This is a genomic window from Pseudophaeobacter sp. C1-32P7 (assembly GCF_041008775.1).
GTDB classification, from domain to species: Bacteria; Pseudomonadota; Alphaproteobacteria; order Rhodobacterales; family Rhodobacteraceae; genus Phycobacter; species Phycobacter gallaeciensis_A.
In genome coordinates this window covers 39,143-54,955 of record NZ_JAXGFR010000013.1, presented here as the reverse complement: position 1 = coordinate 54,955, position 15,813 = coordinate 39,143, and the positions used below count along the sequence as shown (strand labels likewise).

The window sequence follows — 15,813 nt, the reverse complement described above, 5'->3', positions numbered from 1 at the left end:
CGCAGCACGGGGCTGCTGTCATGGCCTACGGGGGATTGGGGAGGTTTGCAATTGGCAATAGCCGAAGATCACGCAGAGTATATCATCGCGCCTGCGCCGCAGAACGCGCGGCTGACCCGCGCGGTGATGGGCGTCGATCACACCGGCGCCCAAAGCGAGATTTCCGTGGTCGAGGAACGTCCGCTGACCATCTATCTCAACCGGCAGGAGATCGTCACCGCAATGACCATCGGGGATTATCCCGAGTACCTGGCGCTTGGCTTTTTGCGCAATCAGGGCATGCTGCGCGACGATGATGTGATCACCGGCGTCGACTACGACGAAGAGCTGGAAACCGCTGTGGTGCGCACCGAGGTCGAGACTTCGTACGAAGAAAAGCTGCAAAAAAAGACCCGCACCTCGGGCTGCGCCGTGGGCACCGTCTTTGGCGACATGATGGAGGGGCTGGAGGATGTCCGCCTGCCCGCAACGCCGGTGCGCACCTCCTGGCTCTATGCGCTGGCGCATAAGATCAACCGCACGCCGTCCCTATACCTTGAGGCGGGCGCGATCCACGGCACGGTGCTGTGCCACCGGGACCGTCCGCTGGTCTATATGGAGGATGTCGGTCGCCACAACGCGGTGGACAAGATCGCGGGCTGGATGCTGTCCACGGGCAGCGATCCGGCGGACAAGATCCTTTACACCACCGGGCGGCTGACCTCTGAGATGGTGATCAAGACGGCGATGATGGGTATCCCGGTGCTGGTCTCCCGCTCGGGCTTTACGGCTTGGGGGGTAGAGATCGCCCGCGAGGTTGGCCTGACCCTGATTGGCCGTATGCGCGGGCAGCGGTTCATTTGCCTATCAGGCGAGGACCGGCTGGAGCGCGATGTGGACCCTGCATCTATGCCGCAGGAAGACAAGAAACATCGCAGGAAGAGCGCGGGATGACGACAACGATAGGGCAGGAACCGTCCGAGGGCGGAAGCGAAGCGCCCGCCCATGGGGGGCGGACGGGCGCTGCCCGGCCTTTCGGCCGAGCAAGATGGAAGAGAACACTGGCATGAGCAAACCCTTGGGCGTGATCTTGGCGGGCGGTCTGGCCACCCGCATGGGCGGTGGCGACAAGGGGCTGCTGAACATCGGCGGGCAAAGCCTTCTGTCCCGCGTGATCGATCGGCTGTCGCCGCAGGTGGTAGGTCTCGCGCTTAATGCCAATGGGGATGCTGCGCGCTTTGCCGACCTCGGCCTGCCGGTGGTGGCCGACAGTATCGAAGGTTTTGCCGGGCCACTGGCGGGTGTGCTGGCGGGGCTCGACTGGGCCGCCGAGCAAGGCGCAGAAGCAATCGTGACGGCGGCTGCCGACACGCCCTTTTTCCCGACCGATCTGGCGGCGCGGCTGATGGCAGCCTCCGAAGGGCAGTCCCATCCCCTGGTACTCGCCACAACCCCGCGCACCGGGGAGGAGCTGAAATCCGGCGGGCGCAGCAAGGTGAACCGCCACCCCACATTCGGCCTCTGGCCCGTGGCCCTGCGCGATGATCTGCGCGCGGCCCTTAATGATGGCCTGCGCAAGGTGGTCCTGTGGACCGACGCCCATGGCGGGCGTGAAGCGCTGTTTGAGGCCGACCCCTTTGATCCATTTTTTAACGTCAACACGCCCGAAGATCTGGCGCGTGCGGAGAGATTACTGGTATGAAAATTTACGGAGTGACCGGCTGGAAAAACGCCGGCAAGACAGGCCTGATGGAGCGGCTGGTGGCTGAGTTCTGTGCTCGTGGCCTGAGCGTTTCGACCCTGAAACACGCCCATCACAGCACCGATGTCGATCAACCCGGCACCGACAGCCACCGCCATCGCAGCGCGGGCGCCTCAGAGGTTCTTCTGGCCTCGCCCAACCGGGTGGCGATCATGCAGGAATTGCGCGATGCAGAAGAGCCGTCCTTTGTCGATCTGCTGTCGCGGCTCAATCCGGTAGATCTGGTTCTGGTCGAGGGCTTCAAACGCGAGCCGCATCCCAAGATTGAGGCCTATCGCACCGATGCGGGCAATCCGCTGATCGCGCCGGGGGATCAATCGATCCGGGCCGTGGCCAGCGATATTTCCCTCAATCTGGATCGGCCCGTGTTCGATCTGGACGATACCGTGGCGATTGCCGATTTCATCGCGGGTGAACTGGGCTTGTGAGGCCGTTTGACACCTTCGTGATGGTGGATTGGTCCGGCGGCAACGATGCCGGACCGCGTCCACGCCGCGATGCGATTTGGGCCTGCCTGGCGGGCCGGGACGGCGCAGAAGACCCGCTTTATTTCCGCAACCGGCAACTAGTCGAAGGCTGGCTCTGCGATCAGGTGGAATTGGCGCTGAGCCGGGATCAACTGCTTTGCATCGGATTTGATTTTCCCTTTGGCTATCCCGCAGGCTTTGGCCCGGCGCTGACCGGGCAGAGCGATCCTCTGGCGCTCTGGGATTGGTTCGAGGCGCGGATCGAAGACAGCCCCAGGGCAAACAACCGTTTTGATCTGGCGGGCGAGATCAACCGCCGCTTTGGCGGGCAGGGGCCTTTCTGGGCCAATGCGCTGAAGCGCAATATCGACGGGCTGCCGCGCACCAAGCGTAGCTATCAGAACCCTTTTCCGGATCGGCGCGCGGTCGAACATCTGGCGCCGGGCGCCTTCACCTGCTGGCAGATGGCTGGCGCAGGATCCGTGGGCGGTCAGGTGATGATGGGATTGCCGGTGCTGTCCCGGTTGCGCCGCCGCTTTGCGCCGCATGTGGCCGCGTGGCCGTTTGAGGCGCTGGACAGGCCGGTGGCACTGGTCGAGATCTGGCCCTCTCTCACCGTTCCTACGCCGCCTGCTGGTATGATCAAGGATGCCTGGCAGGTGCAGCAGGTGGCTCTGGAACTTGCCCGCCGCCCTGTGGCAGAACTGGAGAAGATGCTGGATATCACCGCCCCCGAAGAGGGCTGGATCCTTGGAGTGGAGCCCAAATGACCCTGAAGCCGCCGCCCCTGCGCGATGATTGCTTTGCCTTGCCGGCGGGCGTGAACTGGACCCCGGTCGAGGATGCGCTGGCGCTGCTGCGGCAGCGGCTGGGGCCGGTGACTGGCGTGGAGAGCCTGCCGCTGGATCAGGCCGTGGGGCGGGTGCTGGCCGCAGATGTGGTGGCGCAACGATCGAACCCGCCGCAGCCCAATACCGCGGTGGATGGCTATGGCTTTGCCGGTCCCATAGCCGAAGGGGCACAGGTCATGGATCTGGTCGCCGGGCGTGCGGCGGCGGGGGTGCCTTTTGACGGCGTGGTGCCTGCGGGGCAGGCCATTCGTATCCTCACCGGGGCCGCTCTGCCCGAAGGCGTTGATACGGTGATCCTGGAAGAAGACGTGACCACGGATGGCAGTCAGATCGCCTTTCACGGGCCGCTGAAACAGGGCGCCAATACCCGCCGCGCCGGTGAGGATGTGGCAGCCGGAGATGTGATTCTGAGTGCGGGGCGCGTGGTGACACCTGCCGATCTGGCGCTCGCCGCGGCGACGGGAAACGACACATTGCCACTTCGGCAGCCCCTGCGCGTTGGAGTGCTTTCCACCGGCGATGAACTGCGCGATCCGGGTGCGCCTGCCGGGCCGGGGCAGATCTATGATGCCAACCGGCCGATGCTGCTGGCGTTGCTGCGGCAGTTGGGCGTGATTGCCGTGGATCTGGGGCGCGTCGGTGATGATCGCGCTGCGCTGCGGGCGCGGCTGGACGGCGCGGCGTCGCAGGCGGATGTGATCCTGACCAGCGGCGGTGCTTCGGCGGGGGATGAAGATCATGTCTCGGCCCTCTTGCGGGAGGCAGGCGCCATGCAGGAATGGCGCATTGCCCTGAAACCCGGCCGTCCGCTAGCGCTGGGGATGTGGCAGGGAATGCCGGTCTTTGGCCTGCCGGGCAATCCGGTGGCGGCGCTGGTCTGTACGCTGATCTTTGCGCGCCCTGCCATCGGGGTGATGGCGGGGGCCGGGTGGCAGGAACCGCAGGGGTTCGATGTGCCTGCCGGGTTTGAGAAGCGCAAGAAACCGGGACGGCGAGAATACCTGCGCGCCCGTATCCGGCAGGGGCGCGCCGAGGTGTTCAAATCCGAAGGCTCTGGCCGGATCAGTGGGTTGAGCTGGGCCGAGGGTCTGGTCGAGATTGGCGAGGATGCGGCGCATATTCAGCCGGGTGATCCGGTGCGTTTCCTGCCCTTTGGCAGTTTTTCCCTTTAGGCAGGTGTCTGTGGGGCGGGGAGCTCCCGCCCATTCAGTATCATTGCAGGCAATGACTATCGCGGTTGGGCCGGGCGCCCTGCGGTGCAGGGCGCTGGATGGTGGCAACCGCGCCGCGCCTAGCGTGGCGCCGGACCCAACGGGAGAGCGGTGATCTGTGATCGCCGGAATCCGGACGGGAGCGCTCTGGCGGGCGAAACGGGGGGTGTTGGCTCAGGATCAGTCGAAGGTGCCCGCGACGCGGCCCACCAGCATGAAGGCGCGCGCGGTGCGGGTGTCGCCAAGAGCGGAGATTTCGCTGTCGTTGGCTTCGGTCTCAAATTCGGTGAACATCTGGTCGAACCGGCGCAGGAAGTGATGCGCGGCATCGCGGAAGATCGGATCCTGTTTCATCCGCGCGGCGGTCAGGGCCAGCGATGTCCGGTCCCGCACCCCGCCAAGCGCCGCCACGGCGCGGCCACGGGCGCCCTGGGCGAACTGGCGCCAGATTTCGGGGCGCGCCATGTCCGGGCGCAGATCGTCCATATAGATGCCGTCTTGGCTGAGCAGGGTCAGAACGTCCTGCGCCGCCTGGATCACCTGCGAGGCCTTGCGGTCCTTGAGCGCGGCGCGCAGGGCCGAGAAGCCTTCTTCGTCCTCTGCGGTTTCCGGGAAATTGAGCGCGCGGATGAACTGGTCCACCGGCAGCGGCGGCGACATGTCTTCCGAGGAGGTGCCAAGGGCCAGCGTACCCTGATCCGCTGCGGCCATCTGGGCGGCTTCGGCGGGGATCGCCGGGCGGGGCGGGTTGCGGCGGCTGCTCTGGAAAGTGGCCAATGCGCTTTCGGTCTTGCGCGTCGCCTCGGCGATTTCCTCGAGCTTCTTGGTGACCGAAGGCTCCGCCACCGCCGTGGCCTGCTGGGCGTGGGTCAGGTAGCTGTGCCGCAGCCCGTCGATGGCCGATTGCAGGCGCAGGGTTTCCTCGCGCATGATCCGGATCGACCGCAGCACCATGGCGCCGCCCCAGAGCAGGATCACCGGCAGGCAGACGGCCAGCGCCGTCTGCACCCAGCCGGTCCAGCCATTGGCACCGTCCGTTTCAGCAGGAGCCAGAAGGTAGGCCGCCAGAACCGCCAAAAGCCAGATGCAGCCCAGCACGATCGCCCCCATCTCGGCGCCGCCCAATCCCGTGGCCGAGGGGCGCTCGAACGTGCCGAGCGGCTGGTTATGGGCGGTCTTTGAGGCGGGATCCGGTGCGGTCATGGCGGATGGGTTCTGTCTTGTCAGGAATAAACGATTTGCAAAATCTCATAGGCGCGCTCCCCGCCGGGGGTGCGTACCTCCACACTGTCGCCTTCTTCCTTGCCGATCAAGGCCCGGGCAATCGGTGATTTGATGTTCAGCAGGCCCGCTTCGATATTGGCCTCGTGTTCGCCGACGATCTGCCAGGTCTTTTCCTCGTCGGTGTCTTCATCCACCACGGTAACCTTGGCGCCGAATTTCACAGACCCCGAAAGTTTCGCCGGATCGATCACATCGGCGAGGCTCAGAATGCCTTCGAGTTCCTTGATGCGGCCTTCGATGAAGGACTGTTTTTCGCGCGCCGAATGGTATTCGGCATTCTCCGACAAATCGCCAAGCTCGCGGGCTTCGGCGATGGCCTGGATGATGGCCGGGCGCTCGACGGATTTCAGGTTTTTGAGTTCCGCTTCGAGGGCCTGAAAGCCCGTCGGCGTCATCGGGATCTTTTCCATGGTCTGCTCCGCTTTCGTCTGGTCGTGCCGTGCATGTGCTACGGGTCTTTTGAACGTGACAGCCCCGCCGCAGGTGCGACGGGGCATTTATTCGTGTTGGCATTTACCTGACCCAATCGCGGGGCCAAATGCAAGGGGGACCTGCGGCCACGGGCAGAGTTTTGCTGCAGGGACCGGGACTTGCTGCGGGATTTATCGCCGCTTGATATGTCGCGGTGGCAGCGGGTCCGGCACCGGCAGATGCGCTTCGATGCGCCAGAACTGTGCCTCGGCCTGATCGCCGTGGAACCGCGTGGTGTGCCTGCCCCGGGGCCGCCTGTGTGCGTCGATCCCCAACAGCTCAATCATATTGAACAAGCTCATATTCCACCCCCTCTCCATCCAAGAAATAGAACCGTCGTCCGGGTTCGTAATCGGCGTGGTTCATCGGCGTAAAGCCGACCTCCCGAACCGCCTCCTCGGTGCGGTCCAGATCCTCGACGATCAGCGCCAGATGGTTGAGCGTTCCCTTGTTGGCATAGCGGGGCAGCGGATCACCCAGGTCTTCCGGTGGCGTATAAAGCGCAAGATAGCTGTCCTTGCTGCCGACGTGGACCGAAAGGCCGCCGTGAATTGCCGGACCCTGCCAGCGGATGCGCCAGCCAAAGACCTTTTCCATCCAGGCGGCGGTGGCATGGGGATCGCTGACGCAGAGGTTCGCGTGTTCAAGAATGGCGGTCATTTCGAATCTCCTTTGATAATCTCTGCATCCTGTGTAATTTCTAAACCTAACTTTAGATCAAGGTATTTTTCATCACGTCAGGGAAGGGATCCGACATGGCAAAATCCGCAGGTGTTTCGATTGGCTATCTGGCAGAGCGCACCGGGCTGGCCGTCTCTGCCATCCGGTATTACGAGGCGCAGGGTCTGGTAGAGCCCTGGCGCAATGCGGGCGGGCAGCGGCGGTTCCTGCGCTCGGATCTCAGGCGGCTCAGCTTCATCATGATCGCGCAGCAGTTCGGGTTTTCCCTGCCGGAGATCCGTGAGTACCTGAAAAAACTGCCGGGCGGGCGCACCCCGACGCAAGAGGATTGGGCGGCGATTTCCTCGGACTTCCGCGATCATCTGGATCAGCGAATCGAGACGCTTATGAAGCTGCGTGATAACCTTGATGGCTGTATCGGATGCGGCTGCCTGTCCTTGCCGAGATGCGCGCTATATAATCCGCAGGACAAGGCGGGAGAGAAGGGCACCGGCCCGCGCTATCTGATGGGGGACAGCCCAGAGGTTGAAAATGACGGATGAGCGTCGGAAATGAGTATGTTTTATACGGAAAAGCCCGTTCTGCTGGAACGTAACGCAGAGTATGGATTGACCTTTGTAATCCCCAAACGCTAAGCAACCGCGAAAGAAAATTGCGCCCAGGACCATCTGTCCGATGGGGACAGAAACGAACGATAGCCAAGGAGCACATCATCTATGGCCGAGATTGAACGCGAAGCGATGGAATATGACGTTGTGATCGTCGGGGCCGGCCCTGCGGGTCTGTCGGCGGCGATCCGTCTGAAGCAGCTGGACAGCGACCTTGAGGTCGTGGTGCTGGAAAAAGGCTCCGAAGTGGGCGCGCATATCCTGTCGGGCGCGGTTCTGGATCCCTGCGGTCTTGATGCGCTGATCCCCGACTGGAAGGAAAAGGGCGCGCCGCTCAACACGCCGGTCAAGGAAGACAACTTCTACATGATGGGCGAGTCGGGCGAGGTGCGGATCCCCAACTTCCCGATGCCGCCGCTGATGAACAACCACGGCAACTACATCGTCTCCATGGGCAATGTCTGCCGCTGGATGGCTGAACAGGCCGAGGAACTGGGCGTCGAGATTTTCCCGGGCATGGCCTGCTCCGAGCTGATCTACGGCGACAACGGCGAAGTCAAAGGCGTGGTCGCAGGTGTCTTCGGTCTGGAGGCCGACGGCTCTTACGGTCCCAACACTGAGCCGGGCATGGAGCTGCACGGCAAATATGTCTTCCTCGGCGAAGGCGTACGTGGCTCGCTGTCCAAGGAAGTGATCGCCAAATACGGCCTGTCCGATGGCAAGGAGCCGCAGAAATACGGCGTCGGCATGAAAGAGATCTGGGAGATCGACCCGGCCAAGCACAAGGAAGGCACCGTCACCCACACCATGGGCTGGCCGCTGAATTCCAACGCTGGCGGTGGCTCCTTTATCTATCACCTGGAAAACAACCAGGTTTACGTGGGCTTCGTGGTGCACCTGAACTACAAGAACCCCTACCTGTTCCCCTACATGGAATTCCAGCGGTTCAAGCACCACCCGATGGTCGCCGAGCTGCTGGAAGGCGGCAAGCGCGTTGCCTATGGCGCCCGCGCCATCACCGAAGGCGGCTGGCAGTCGATGCCGAAGCTTGTGGCACCCGGTGTGGCGCTGCTGGGTTGCGCCGCAGGCATGGTCAACGTGCCGCGCATCAAGGGCAACCACAACGCCATGCTGTCGGGCAAGGCCGCAGCCGAAGCCGCATATGACGCCATCAAGGCCGAGCGTTCCGGTGACGAGCTGTCCGCCTATGAGACAGACGTGCGCGAAGGCGCTATCGGCAAGGACCTCAAGATGGTCCGCAACGTCAAACCGATGTGGTCGAAGTGGGGTCTCACTGCCTCGCTGATGCTGGGTGGTCTGGATATGTGGACCAACAACATCCTTGGCCTGTCCTTCTTTGGCACCCTTGGTCACGGCAAGAACGACGCCGAAGCCACCGAAGAAGCCAGCAAGCACAAGCCGATTGATTACCCGAAACCCGATGGCACCCTGTCCTTTGACCGGCTGACCAACGTCTCCTTCGCGATGACCAATCACGAGGAAAGCCAGCCTTGCCACCTGCACCTTGGCAATGCGGATACGCCGATCTCGGTCAACCTGCCGAAATACGACGAACCGGCGCAGCGCTATTGCCCGGCGGGCGTCTACGAGGTGGTCGAAAAGGACGGCAAGCCGGAGTTCGTGGTGAACTTCCAGAACTGCGTCCACTGCAAGACCTGCGACATCAAGGACCCGAGCCAGAACATCACCTGGACCACGCCGCAGGGCGGTGACGGGCCGAACTATCCCAATATGTGATCCGGTTTGGGCAGATCTGCCCGCAGCCGGGCGGATTTCCTCCGGTTTTGCCGGAAATAACGCAAAAGTGGGGCGCCTTCCGAGGCGCCCCATTGCGTGTTGTCAGCGCCCGGATTACCCTTTTTCACAATCACGAATACATACCCTTGGGGGAGGTCCCGGTGCCGGTTCAAAATCTTCGCAACCTGTCATCCGCGGCGCTGGTTGCGCTGTCTGTTTCGGTCACATCCACGCTGGGCCTTGCGGCGCCAGCTGCAGCCAACGGATTGGCGGGGGCTTACCTCGCTGGTCGGGCCGCCACCTATGAGAGTGATTTCTCGGCAGCTGCCGAATATTACACCCGCGCTCTGGTCCGCGATCCGAAGAACCCCGTGTTGATGGAAAATGTGGTCTTTGCCCAGCTGGCGCAGGGCGATCTGGATCGCGCACTGCCGGTCGCACAGCGCCTGTGGGAGATGGAGCTGCGCAGCCAGGCGACGAATATGGTCATGGTAGGCGATTTCGCCCGCCGCGGCGCCTTTGTCGACATTCTGGCGCGGGATCTGGCGATCCGCGATATTCACCCGCTGGTGGATGGGTTGCTGACAGCCTGGGCGCATATGGGCGAAGGGGCTGTCTCCGCCGCGATGCAGAGTTTCGAAGCCCTTGCCGAAGACCAGAACCTGCGCCCCTACGCGCAGTTTCATCAGGCGTTGGCGCTGGCCTCGGTCGGGGACTACGAGGGCGCAGAGGCGATGTTCGCGGCCGAGGATGGCAAGCTGACCCGCCTGTCGCGCCAATCGGTGTTGGCGCGGATGCAGATCCTGTCGCAGCTGGGGCAGAACGAAAAGGCGCTTGAGGTGCTGAGCGGGGCCTTCAGCAGCGGCTTTGATCCGGCGCTTGCGGATTTGCGGGGCCGACTTGAGGCAGGCGAGGCGCTTGGCTTTACCATGGCGCCCGGCCCGGTCGAAGGGATCGCCGAAGTCTTTTTCACCATGGGATCGGCGCTGAATGGGCAGCAGGCGGATGACTATGTGCTGATGTATGCCCGCATGGCCTCGGTCCTGAACCCGGATCACGTCGATGCGGTTCTGCTAAGCGCGGAGCTCTTGGACAAGCTGGGCCGCTTCCCGCTGTCGATCGCCACCTATAAACAGGTGCCGCGCAGCCATCCCGATTATTATGCCGCTGAAATGGGCCGCGCCGAGGCGCTGCGCCGCTCGGCCAAACCGGACGCCGCAGCCGAGGTATTGGCGCAACTGGCAGAGATCTATCCTGAATTGCCGCAGGTTCAGGTCAGCCTGGGCGACCTGCTGCGACAGCAGGAAGACTACACTGGCGCCGTGACCGCCTATGACAAGGCGCTGACCTACACGCCCGAGCAATCGCCGAGCCGCTGGTTCCTCTATTATGCCCGCGGCATCTGCCACGAACGACTGGATAACTGGGCCGAGGCCGAGGCCGATTTCCGCGCCTCTCTGGCGCTGGAGCCGAACCGCCCGCAGGTGCTGAACTACCTTGGCTACTCGCTGGTGGAAAAGCAGAAGAACCTGGATGAGGCGCTCGACATGATCGAGCGCGCCGTCGCAGCACGTCCCGAGTCGGGCTATATCGTCGATTCGCTGGGCTGGGTGCTGTATCGTCTTGGCCGCTATAGCGAGGCGGTGGGCCACATGGAGCGCGCGGTGGAATTGATGCCGGTGGATCCGGTGGTGAATGACCATCTTGGCGATGTTTTCTGGGCAGTAGGCCGCCAACGCGAGGCGGAATTCCAGTGGAAACGAGCGCTGTCCTTCATCCACTCTGGCGAAGGCGATGGTGAAGCCGATCCCGAACGGATCCGCCGTAAGATCGAGGTCGGTCTGGATGTGGTGCTGGAAGAAGAAGGCGCGGATCCCCTGAAGGTTGCCAATGGCGGTTGAGGCTTTCGCCCCGGCCAAGATCAACCTGACCCTGCATGTGACCGGCCAGCGCGCCGATGGTTATCACCTGCTGGATTCGCTGGTGGCGTTTTGCGATGTCGGGGATCAGGTGCGGGTGCGCCCGGCAAAGGATCTGTTCCTGCATGTGACTGGGCCACGGGCCGCTGGCGTGCCGACGGACGGCTCCAATCTTGTGCTGCGGGCGGCAGAGATTTTGAAACCTGCCGGGCCGGGTGCCGAGATCACTCTTGAGAAACACCTGCCTGCAGCGGCTGGCATTGGTGGCGGCTCTTCGGATGCTGCGGCAACGCTGCGGGCGTTGTCGCAGCTTTGGGATGTGGAGCTACCCGGCGAAGCGGATTTGCTAAGCCTCGGCGCAGATGTGCCTGTCTGCATGGCGCCGGGAGCCTGGCGCATGGCCGGGATTGGCGAGGACCTGACGCCGCTGCCGCCCTTGCCGTCCTGCGATATCCTGCTGGTGAATCCGGGAGTGGCGGTCTCGACCCCGGTGGTGTTTCGCGGGTTGGCCTCGCGCGAGAACCCGGCCATGCCGCAGGACCTGCCGGTCTGGGGCGATGCGGTGGAGCTGTCGGCATGGCTGGCGGGTCAGCGTAACGATCTGCAGGCCCCGGCCGTGGCCGCTGCGCCAGTGATCGGAGAGGTTCTGGACGCGCTGCGAGGCTCGGGGGCGCTGTTTTCGGCCATGTCCGGCTCTGGCGCCACCTGTTTTGCGCTGTTCGAACCTGACGAGGAGCAGGCGCAACGCGCGGCAGAGGATATTCGTGCGAAACACCCTGACTGGTGGGTGGCTTCGGGGCGCTTGCTCTAGGCGCGGGGGGGGGGCTCCCGCGCCTGTATCGCCGCATCAAAGATGCAACGAACCGCCTTGGGCCCGGCAGCGCGCCTGCGGCGCGCTGTTTTCCAGATCTGCTGAGAGGCGCCTGAAGCGCAGGTCTGCGCTGCAGGCGCCACATCGAGTGTGGAGTTCCAAAACCCGCCTCAAGGGCAAGCCGCGCGAGGCGCGGAGGCTAACGCCTCCCTTGACGCGGACTTTGGAAGAAAGGAGCTGATATGCCGACTTTGGCGGGTTGCTCCGGCGGTTAGTGCAGCCGTGCCACCACGTAATCGGCGAGATCATGCAGCATCTGGCGGATCGGGTGCTCCGGCAGGCTTTGCAGCGCGGTCTTGGCCTTTTCGGCCCAGGCCATGGCGTCGTCGCGGGTGGCCTCCAGCGTCTTGTACTTGCCCATCAGCGCCAGAGCGTGGTCGAGATCGCCCTCTTCCTGGCGGCCCTTTTCGATGGTGCGGGTCCAGAAGGCGCGTTCCTCATCGGTGGCCTGCGCCACTGCCTTGATCACCGGCAGGGTCAGCTTGCGTTCGCGGAAATCGTCGCCGACGTTCTTGCCAGTTGCCTTGCTATCGCCCTGATAATCCAGAAGGTCATCGGCGATTTGGAAAGCGATGCCCAGGGCATCACCGTAGTCGAACAGCGCCTTGATCTGCGCTTCCTCCACCCCGGCGATGACGCCACCGACCTCGGTTGCGGCGGAGAACAGCGCTGCCGTCTTGCCGCGCACCACCTGCAGGTAGATCGCTTCGTCGGTTTTGAGGTTGGTTGCCGCGGTCATCTGCAGCACCTCGCCCTCGGCGATGGTGGCGGCAGCATTGGCGAGGATGTCCAGCACCCGCAAAGAGCCGGTTTCCACCATCAGCTGGAAGCTGCGGGCAAAGAGGTAATCGCCGACCAGAACCGAGCTTTTGTTGTCCCACAAGAGGTTGGCGGTGGGACGGCCGCGGCGCTGGCCGCTTTCGTCGACCACATCGTCATGCAGCAGGGTAGCGGTGTGGATGAACTCCACAGTGGCCGCCAGTTTGACGTGATTGTCGCCCTCGTAGCCACACATGCGCGCCGCCGCCAGGGTTAGCATCGGGCGCAGGCGCTTGCCGCCGGCCTCGACCAGATGGGCGGTTACCTCGGGGATCCGGGGCGCGTGCTCGGAGGCCATCCGCGTGCGGATCAGCGTGTTTACCGCCGCCATCTCGTCGCTGAGGGTGGCTGCCAGCATTTCATGCGGCTTTTGCGTCATGACTTGGTCCATTGCTTTCCCGGCTTTCAGGCTCGACAAGGTATTGCCCTTGCTCTTAGATCCATCCCCATGAAGGAACTTCTGCGCAGCACCGATCCAACCGTCCTGGCCTTTGCCTCAGCCCTTCTTGAGGGAGAGGATATAGACTGCTTTCAGTTGGACGTAAATATGAGCATCCTCGAGGGCGGCATCGGAATTTTTCCGCGCCGCCTTATGGTGCATCCGGATGATTATGACCCGGCTTTGCGGGTGATGCGCGACAATGACATCCCGCTGGGCCAATGAGCATTTTTGCCGACGCGGATCTGACCTGTAACGATTTCCTGGGCGGCCGGGTTCGGCTGTATCAGCCCGTCAAAGGCTACCGGGCCGGGGTTGATCCGGTGCTGCTGGCGGCCGCTGTTCCGGCGCGGGCGGGGGAGCATGTGCTGGAGCTTGGCTGTGGTGCGGGGCAGGCGCTGCTGTGCCTTGCGGCAAGGGTGTCGGGGCTGCGCCTTACGGGCGTGGAGTTGCAGGCCGCCTATGCCGACCTGGCGCGGCGCAATGGCGCGCTGAACGGGCAGGATGTCGATGTGATCGAGGCGGATCTGGCGCAGCTGCCGGTGTCTTTGCGCCAGACGCAGTTCGCCCATGTGATTGCCAACCCGCCTTACTACCGGGCAGGGGGGCACAGCCCGGCGCAGGATGCCGGGCGGCGGGTTGCCCTCGGAGAAGAGACACCGCTGCAGGACTGGATCGCCGTTGCCGCCAAACGGCTGGCGCCGCGTGGATACCTGCACATGATCCAGCGCGCGGACCGGTTGCCGGATATGCTGGTGGCCTGTGCCGGGAGGCTGGGGTCGCTGGAGGTGCTGCCGCTGGCGCCGCGACAGGGGCGGGCGGCAGAGCTGGTGATCCTGCGCGCGCGCAAGGAGGGGCGGGCGGAGTTCCGGCTGCACGCGCCGCTGATCCTGCACAAGGGCGCGCGGCACGAGCGGGACGGCGAAAGCTATCAGGAAGAGGTGGCCGATGTGCTGCGGCAGGGTGCGGCCCTGCCCTGGCCCGGGGAAAAGCGGCCCGCCTGAGCAGCCAATCCTCTATCGCGGCGAGTCGATCGTCAAGGCGGTGACGTGGTATCGGGGACTGCCATCAGAGCGTCGCCGGCGCCTGTCTGACCGGATGCCCATATGGGTAGGACCCTTGCGTCTTTCAAGCGTTACATAGTCGTTTTACCGTGGCTTTGCGCCTTTATTGCAAGGCCGAGCGGCGGTTTTTGGCAGTCTTCAGCCGATGCAACAAATTGATGACAAAACTGTGCGCCTGCAGCGTGACAGAAGCATTTTCTTATGCTCCACTTGAGGTGTCCTGCTGACGCAGGGCGTATTTTGCTCAAAAAGGAGGAACGGCATGAGCCTCAGCTCGCATCTCACGGAACTGAAGAAGAAGCACGAGCACCTCAGCATGGAAGTCGAACAGGCCCAACGTGCACCCAGTACCGACGGTCTGGAAGTCGCTGCCATGAAAAAGCAGAAACTGAAGCTCAAGGAAGAGATTGAGCGATTGTCCGCAAGCGAACTGGCGCACTGACGCGCGAGCAACTCGGGCGCAGCCGCAAACCGGAGCAAAACCGGCACGGGCGGCGCGCCCACGATATGTCTGATGAAATTGGGCTGCCAGATCTGGTGGCCCTTTTGCTTTTGAAAGGGGCTGTCCGGGCGAACCGCGTGCGAGTGGTCAGGAATGCTGCATTCAGGGCTGGGCGATATCGGTGACCGGGATGATATCGAAACGCTCAGACACATAGGATGTCTTGTCGATCTCACCCATGAACCAGTCGCGGAACGCCTTGATCTGGGGGCGATCCTCGGTGCCCTTGGCGCAGACAAAGCGAAACCGGCCTTCGGTTTCAATCGCAGTCGCGAAAGGGGCCACCAGACGCCCGGCGTGCAGATCGGTCACCACCATGGCGCGGCGGCCAAGCACGACGCCCGCCCCGGTCAGGGCGGCATCCACCGCATGGTCGGCCTGCGAGAAATGCGCGCCATGCGTGGGGGCAAAATCGATTCCGACAGCCGCGAACCATGCTGGCCAGTCGCAGGGCGGCTGCAGGAAGTTCAGGGATTCGTCGAACAGAAGCGGCGCCTCGGTCAGGCTTTCGGGGGTTTTGTATTTCTCTGCCAGTTCCGGCGTCATCACCGGTGTCATCCATTCCTTGCGCAGGGGCAGGGACCAAAGGCCCTCGTCCGGGCCGACGCCAAACCGGATTGCCACATCGACCTCGTCGCGCTGGAAATCCATCTGTCTGAGCGTCGCGGAAAACCGCAGGTCGATTTCGGGATGGGCGCGCGCAAATTCATAAAGACGCGGCGCCAGCCATTTCGCGGTAAAGCCTGGGCCAGCGGTCACCGTCAGTGTGCTGTTGTCCTGCAGCCGCCGGGTGGCGCGCCAGGCATCGCCCAGAACCTCGAACCCCTCGGCGGCGCCTGGGGCCAGCGTGCGTCCGGCCTCGGTCAGCTCCACCGCACGGTTGAGGCGGCGGAACAGCTGCGCGCCGAGGTGCTCCTCAAGCGATTTGATCTGAAAGGACAGAGCCGCCGGGGTCACGTTCAGCTCCTCTGCCGCCTTGGCAAAGGACATGTGGCGGGCGGCGGCATCAAAGGCGCGCAGGGCGGTCAGGGGGGGCAGGCGTTCTGGCATAGTCACATAAGTAATACTTAACTGAATGACTGAAAAGTCTCGTTTGTAAGTTTTTTCACCCGCAATCATATTGGTGT

Annotated in this window: 18 protein-coding genes; 12 read left to right on the top strand and 6 right to left on the bottom strand. The window is 63.3% G+C overall.

The window, feature by feature from the left end:
* Positions 1-45 precede the first annotated feature (45 nt).
* From SM763_RS17475 to SM763_RS17455, 5 genes are all read left to right on the top strand, one after another.
* On the top strand, positions 46-933 hold the full coding sequence (locus SM763_RS17475; protein WP_368999317.1) for a formate dehydrogenase accessory sulfurtransferase FdhD: 888 nt from the start codon (positions 46-48) through the stop codon (positions 931-933).
* A 112-nt stretch (positions 934-1,045) separates the two neighbouring features.
* Positions 1,046-1,681: a molybdenum cofactor guanylyltransferase MobA gene (gene mobA / locus SM763_RS17470; protein ID WP_368999316.1), complete on the top strand. Its 636-nt coding sequence runs from the start codon at positions 1,046-1,048 to the stop codon at positions 1,679-1,681.
* Positions 1,678-2,169, top strand: a complete 492-nt coding sequence (mobB, locus tag SM763_RS17465) for a molybdopterin-guanine dinucleotide biosynthesis protein B (RefSeq protein WP_065272474.1) — start codon at positions 1,678-1,680, stop codon at positions 2,167-2,169. The genes mobA and mobB overlap by 4 nt, the downstream gene beginning before the upstream one ends.
* Positions 2,166-2,978, top strand: coding sequence for a molybdopterin guanine dinucleotide synthesis (locus SM763_RS17460; RefSeq protein ID WP_368999315.1), 813 nt, complete (start codon positions 2,166-2,168; stop codon positions 2,976-2,978). Before mobB ends, SM763_RS17460 begins: the two co-directional genes overlap by 4 nt.
* Entirely contained in the window at positions 2,975-4,231 is a 1,257-nt protein-coding gene (locus tag SM763_RS17455) for a molybdopterin-binding protein (RefSeq protein WP_368999314.1), read from the top strand. The genes SM763_RS17460 and SM763_RS17455 overlap by 4 nt, the downstream gene beginning before the upstream one ends.
* A 219-nt stretch (positions 4,232-4,450) precedes the next feature.
* On the opposite strand, the gene SM763_RS17450 is transcribed toward SM763_RS17455, so the two are convergent.
* The 4 genes from SM763_RS17450 to SM763_RS17435 all read right to left on the bottom strand — a co-directional run bounded on the left by SM763_RS17450 (position 4,451) and on the right by SM763_RS17435 (position 6,685).
* Positions 4,451-5,473, bottom strand: a complete 1,023-nt coding sequence (locus tag SM763_RS17450; protein WP_065272477.1) for a hypothetical protein — start codon at positions 5,471-5,473, stop codon at positions 4,451-4,453.
* Between the two features lie 20 nt (positions 5,474-5,493).
* Positions 5,494-5,964, bottom strand: coding sequence for a transcription elongation factor GreA (gene greA / locus SM763_RS17445; protein WP_065272478.1), 471 nt, complete (start codon positions 5,962-5,964; stop codon positions 5,494-5,496).
* Positions 5,965-6,156: 192 nt separating this feature from the next.
* Positions 6,157-6,327 (bottom strand): hypothetical protein, encoded by a 171-nt coding sequence (locus SM763_RS17440; protein ID WP_274837541.1) that lies wholly within the window; start codon positions 6,325-6,327, stop codon positions 6,157-6,159.
* On the bottom strand, positions 6,305-6,685 hold the full coding sequence (locus SM763_RS17435) for a VOC family protein (protein ID WP_274837542.1): 381 nt from the start codon (positions 6,683-6,685) through the stop codon (positions 6,305-6,307). The genes SM763_RS17440 and SM763_RS17435 overlap by 23 nt, the downstream gene beginning before the upstream one ends.
* Positions 6,686-6,780: 95 nt before the next feature.
* On the opposite strand from SM763_RS17435, the gene soxR reads away from it, so the two are divergent.
* From soxR to SM763_RS17415, 4 genes are all read left to right on the top strand, one after another.
* A complete protein-coding gene (soxR, locus tag SM763_RS17430) occupies positions 6,781-7,248 on the top strand; it encodes a redox-sensitive transcriptional activator SoxR (RefSeq protein WP_065272480.1) in 468 nt (155 codons plus the stop codon).
* Between the two features lie 174 nt (positions 7,249-7,422).
* A complete protein-coding gene (locus tag SM763_RS17425) occupies positions 7,423-9,072 on the top strand; it encodes an electron transfer flavoprotein-ubiquinone oxidoreductase (RefSeq protein WP_274827582.1) in 1,650 nt (549 codons plus the stop codon).
* A 161-nt stretch (positions 9,073-9,233) separates the two neighbouring features.
* Positions 9,234-10,973, top strand: coding sequence for a tetratricopeptide repeat protein (locus SM763_RS17420; protein ID WP_368999313.1), 1,740 nt, complete (start codon positions 9,234-9,236; stop codon positions 10,971-10,973).
* Positions 10,963-11,802, top strand: a complete 840-nt coding sequence (locus tag SM763_RS17415) for a 4-(cytidine 5'-diphospho)-2-C-methyl-D-erythritol kinase (RefSeq protein ID WP_274827584.1) — start codon at positions 10,963-10,965, stop codon at positions 11,800-11,802. Before SM763_RS17420 ends, SM763_RS17415 begins: the two co-directional genes overlap by 11 nt.
* 271 nt (positions 11,803-12,073) lie before the next feature.
* On the opposite strand, the gene SM763_RS17410 is transcribed toward SM763_RS17415, so the two are convergent.
* Positions 12,074-13,072, bottom strand: coding sequence for a polyprenyl synthetase family protein (locus SM763_RS17410; protein ID WP_368999312.1), 999 nt, complete (start codon positions 13,070-13,072; stop codon positions 12,074-12,076).
* Positions 13,073-13,129: 57 nt separating this feature from the next.
* Here SM763_RS17410 and SM763_RS17405 point away from each other — a divergent pair, with 57 nt between their 5' ends.
* The 3 genes from SM763_RS17405 (at position 13,130) to SM763_RS17395 (ending at position 14,626) form a co-directional block, all read left to right on the top strand.
* Positions 13,130-13,345 (top strand): putative signal transducing protein, encoded by a 216-nt coding sequence (locus SM763_RS17405; RefSeq protein WP_065272484.1) that lies wholly within the window; start codon positions 13,130-13,132, stop codon positions 13,343-13,345.
* Complete coding sequence (locus SM763_RS17400; protein WP_368999311.1) at positions 13,342-14,124, top strand: tRNA1(Val) (adenine(37)-N6)-methyltransferase; 783 nt, start codon at positions 13,342-13,344, stop codon at positions 14,122-14,124. Before SM763_RS17405 ends, SM763_RS17400 begins: the two co-directional genes overlap by 4 nt.
* Positions 14,125-14,446: 322 nt before the next feature.
* A complete protein-coding gene (locus SM763_RS17395) occupies positions 14,447-14,626 on the top strand; it encodes a YdcH family protein (RefSeq protein ID WP_065272486.1) in 180 nt (59 codons plus the stop codon).
* A gap of 162 nt (positions 14,627-14,788) precedes the next feature.
* Here SM763_RS17395 and SM763_RS17390 read toward each other — a convergent pair whose 3' ends face one another.
* Positions 14,789-15,736, bottom strand: coding sequence for a transcriptional regulator GcvA (locus SM763_RS17390; RefSeq protein WP_274831429.1), 948 nt, complete (start codon positions 15,734-15,736; stop codon positions 14,789-14,791).
* Positions 15,737-15,813: the final 77 nt, after the last annotated feature.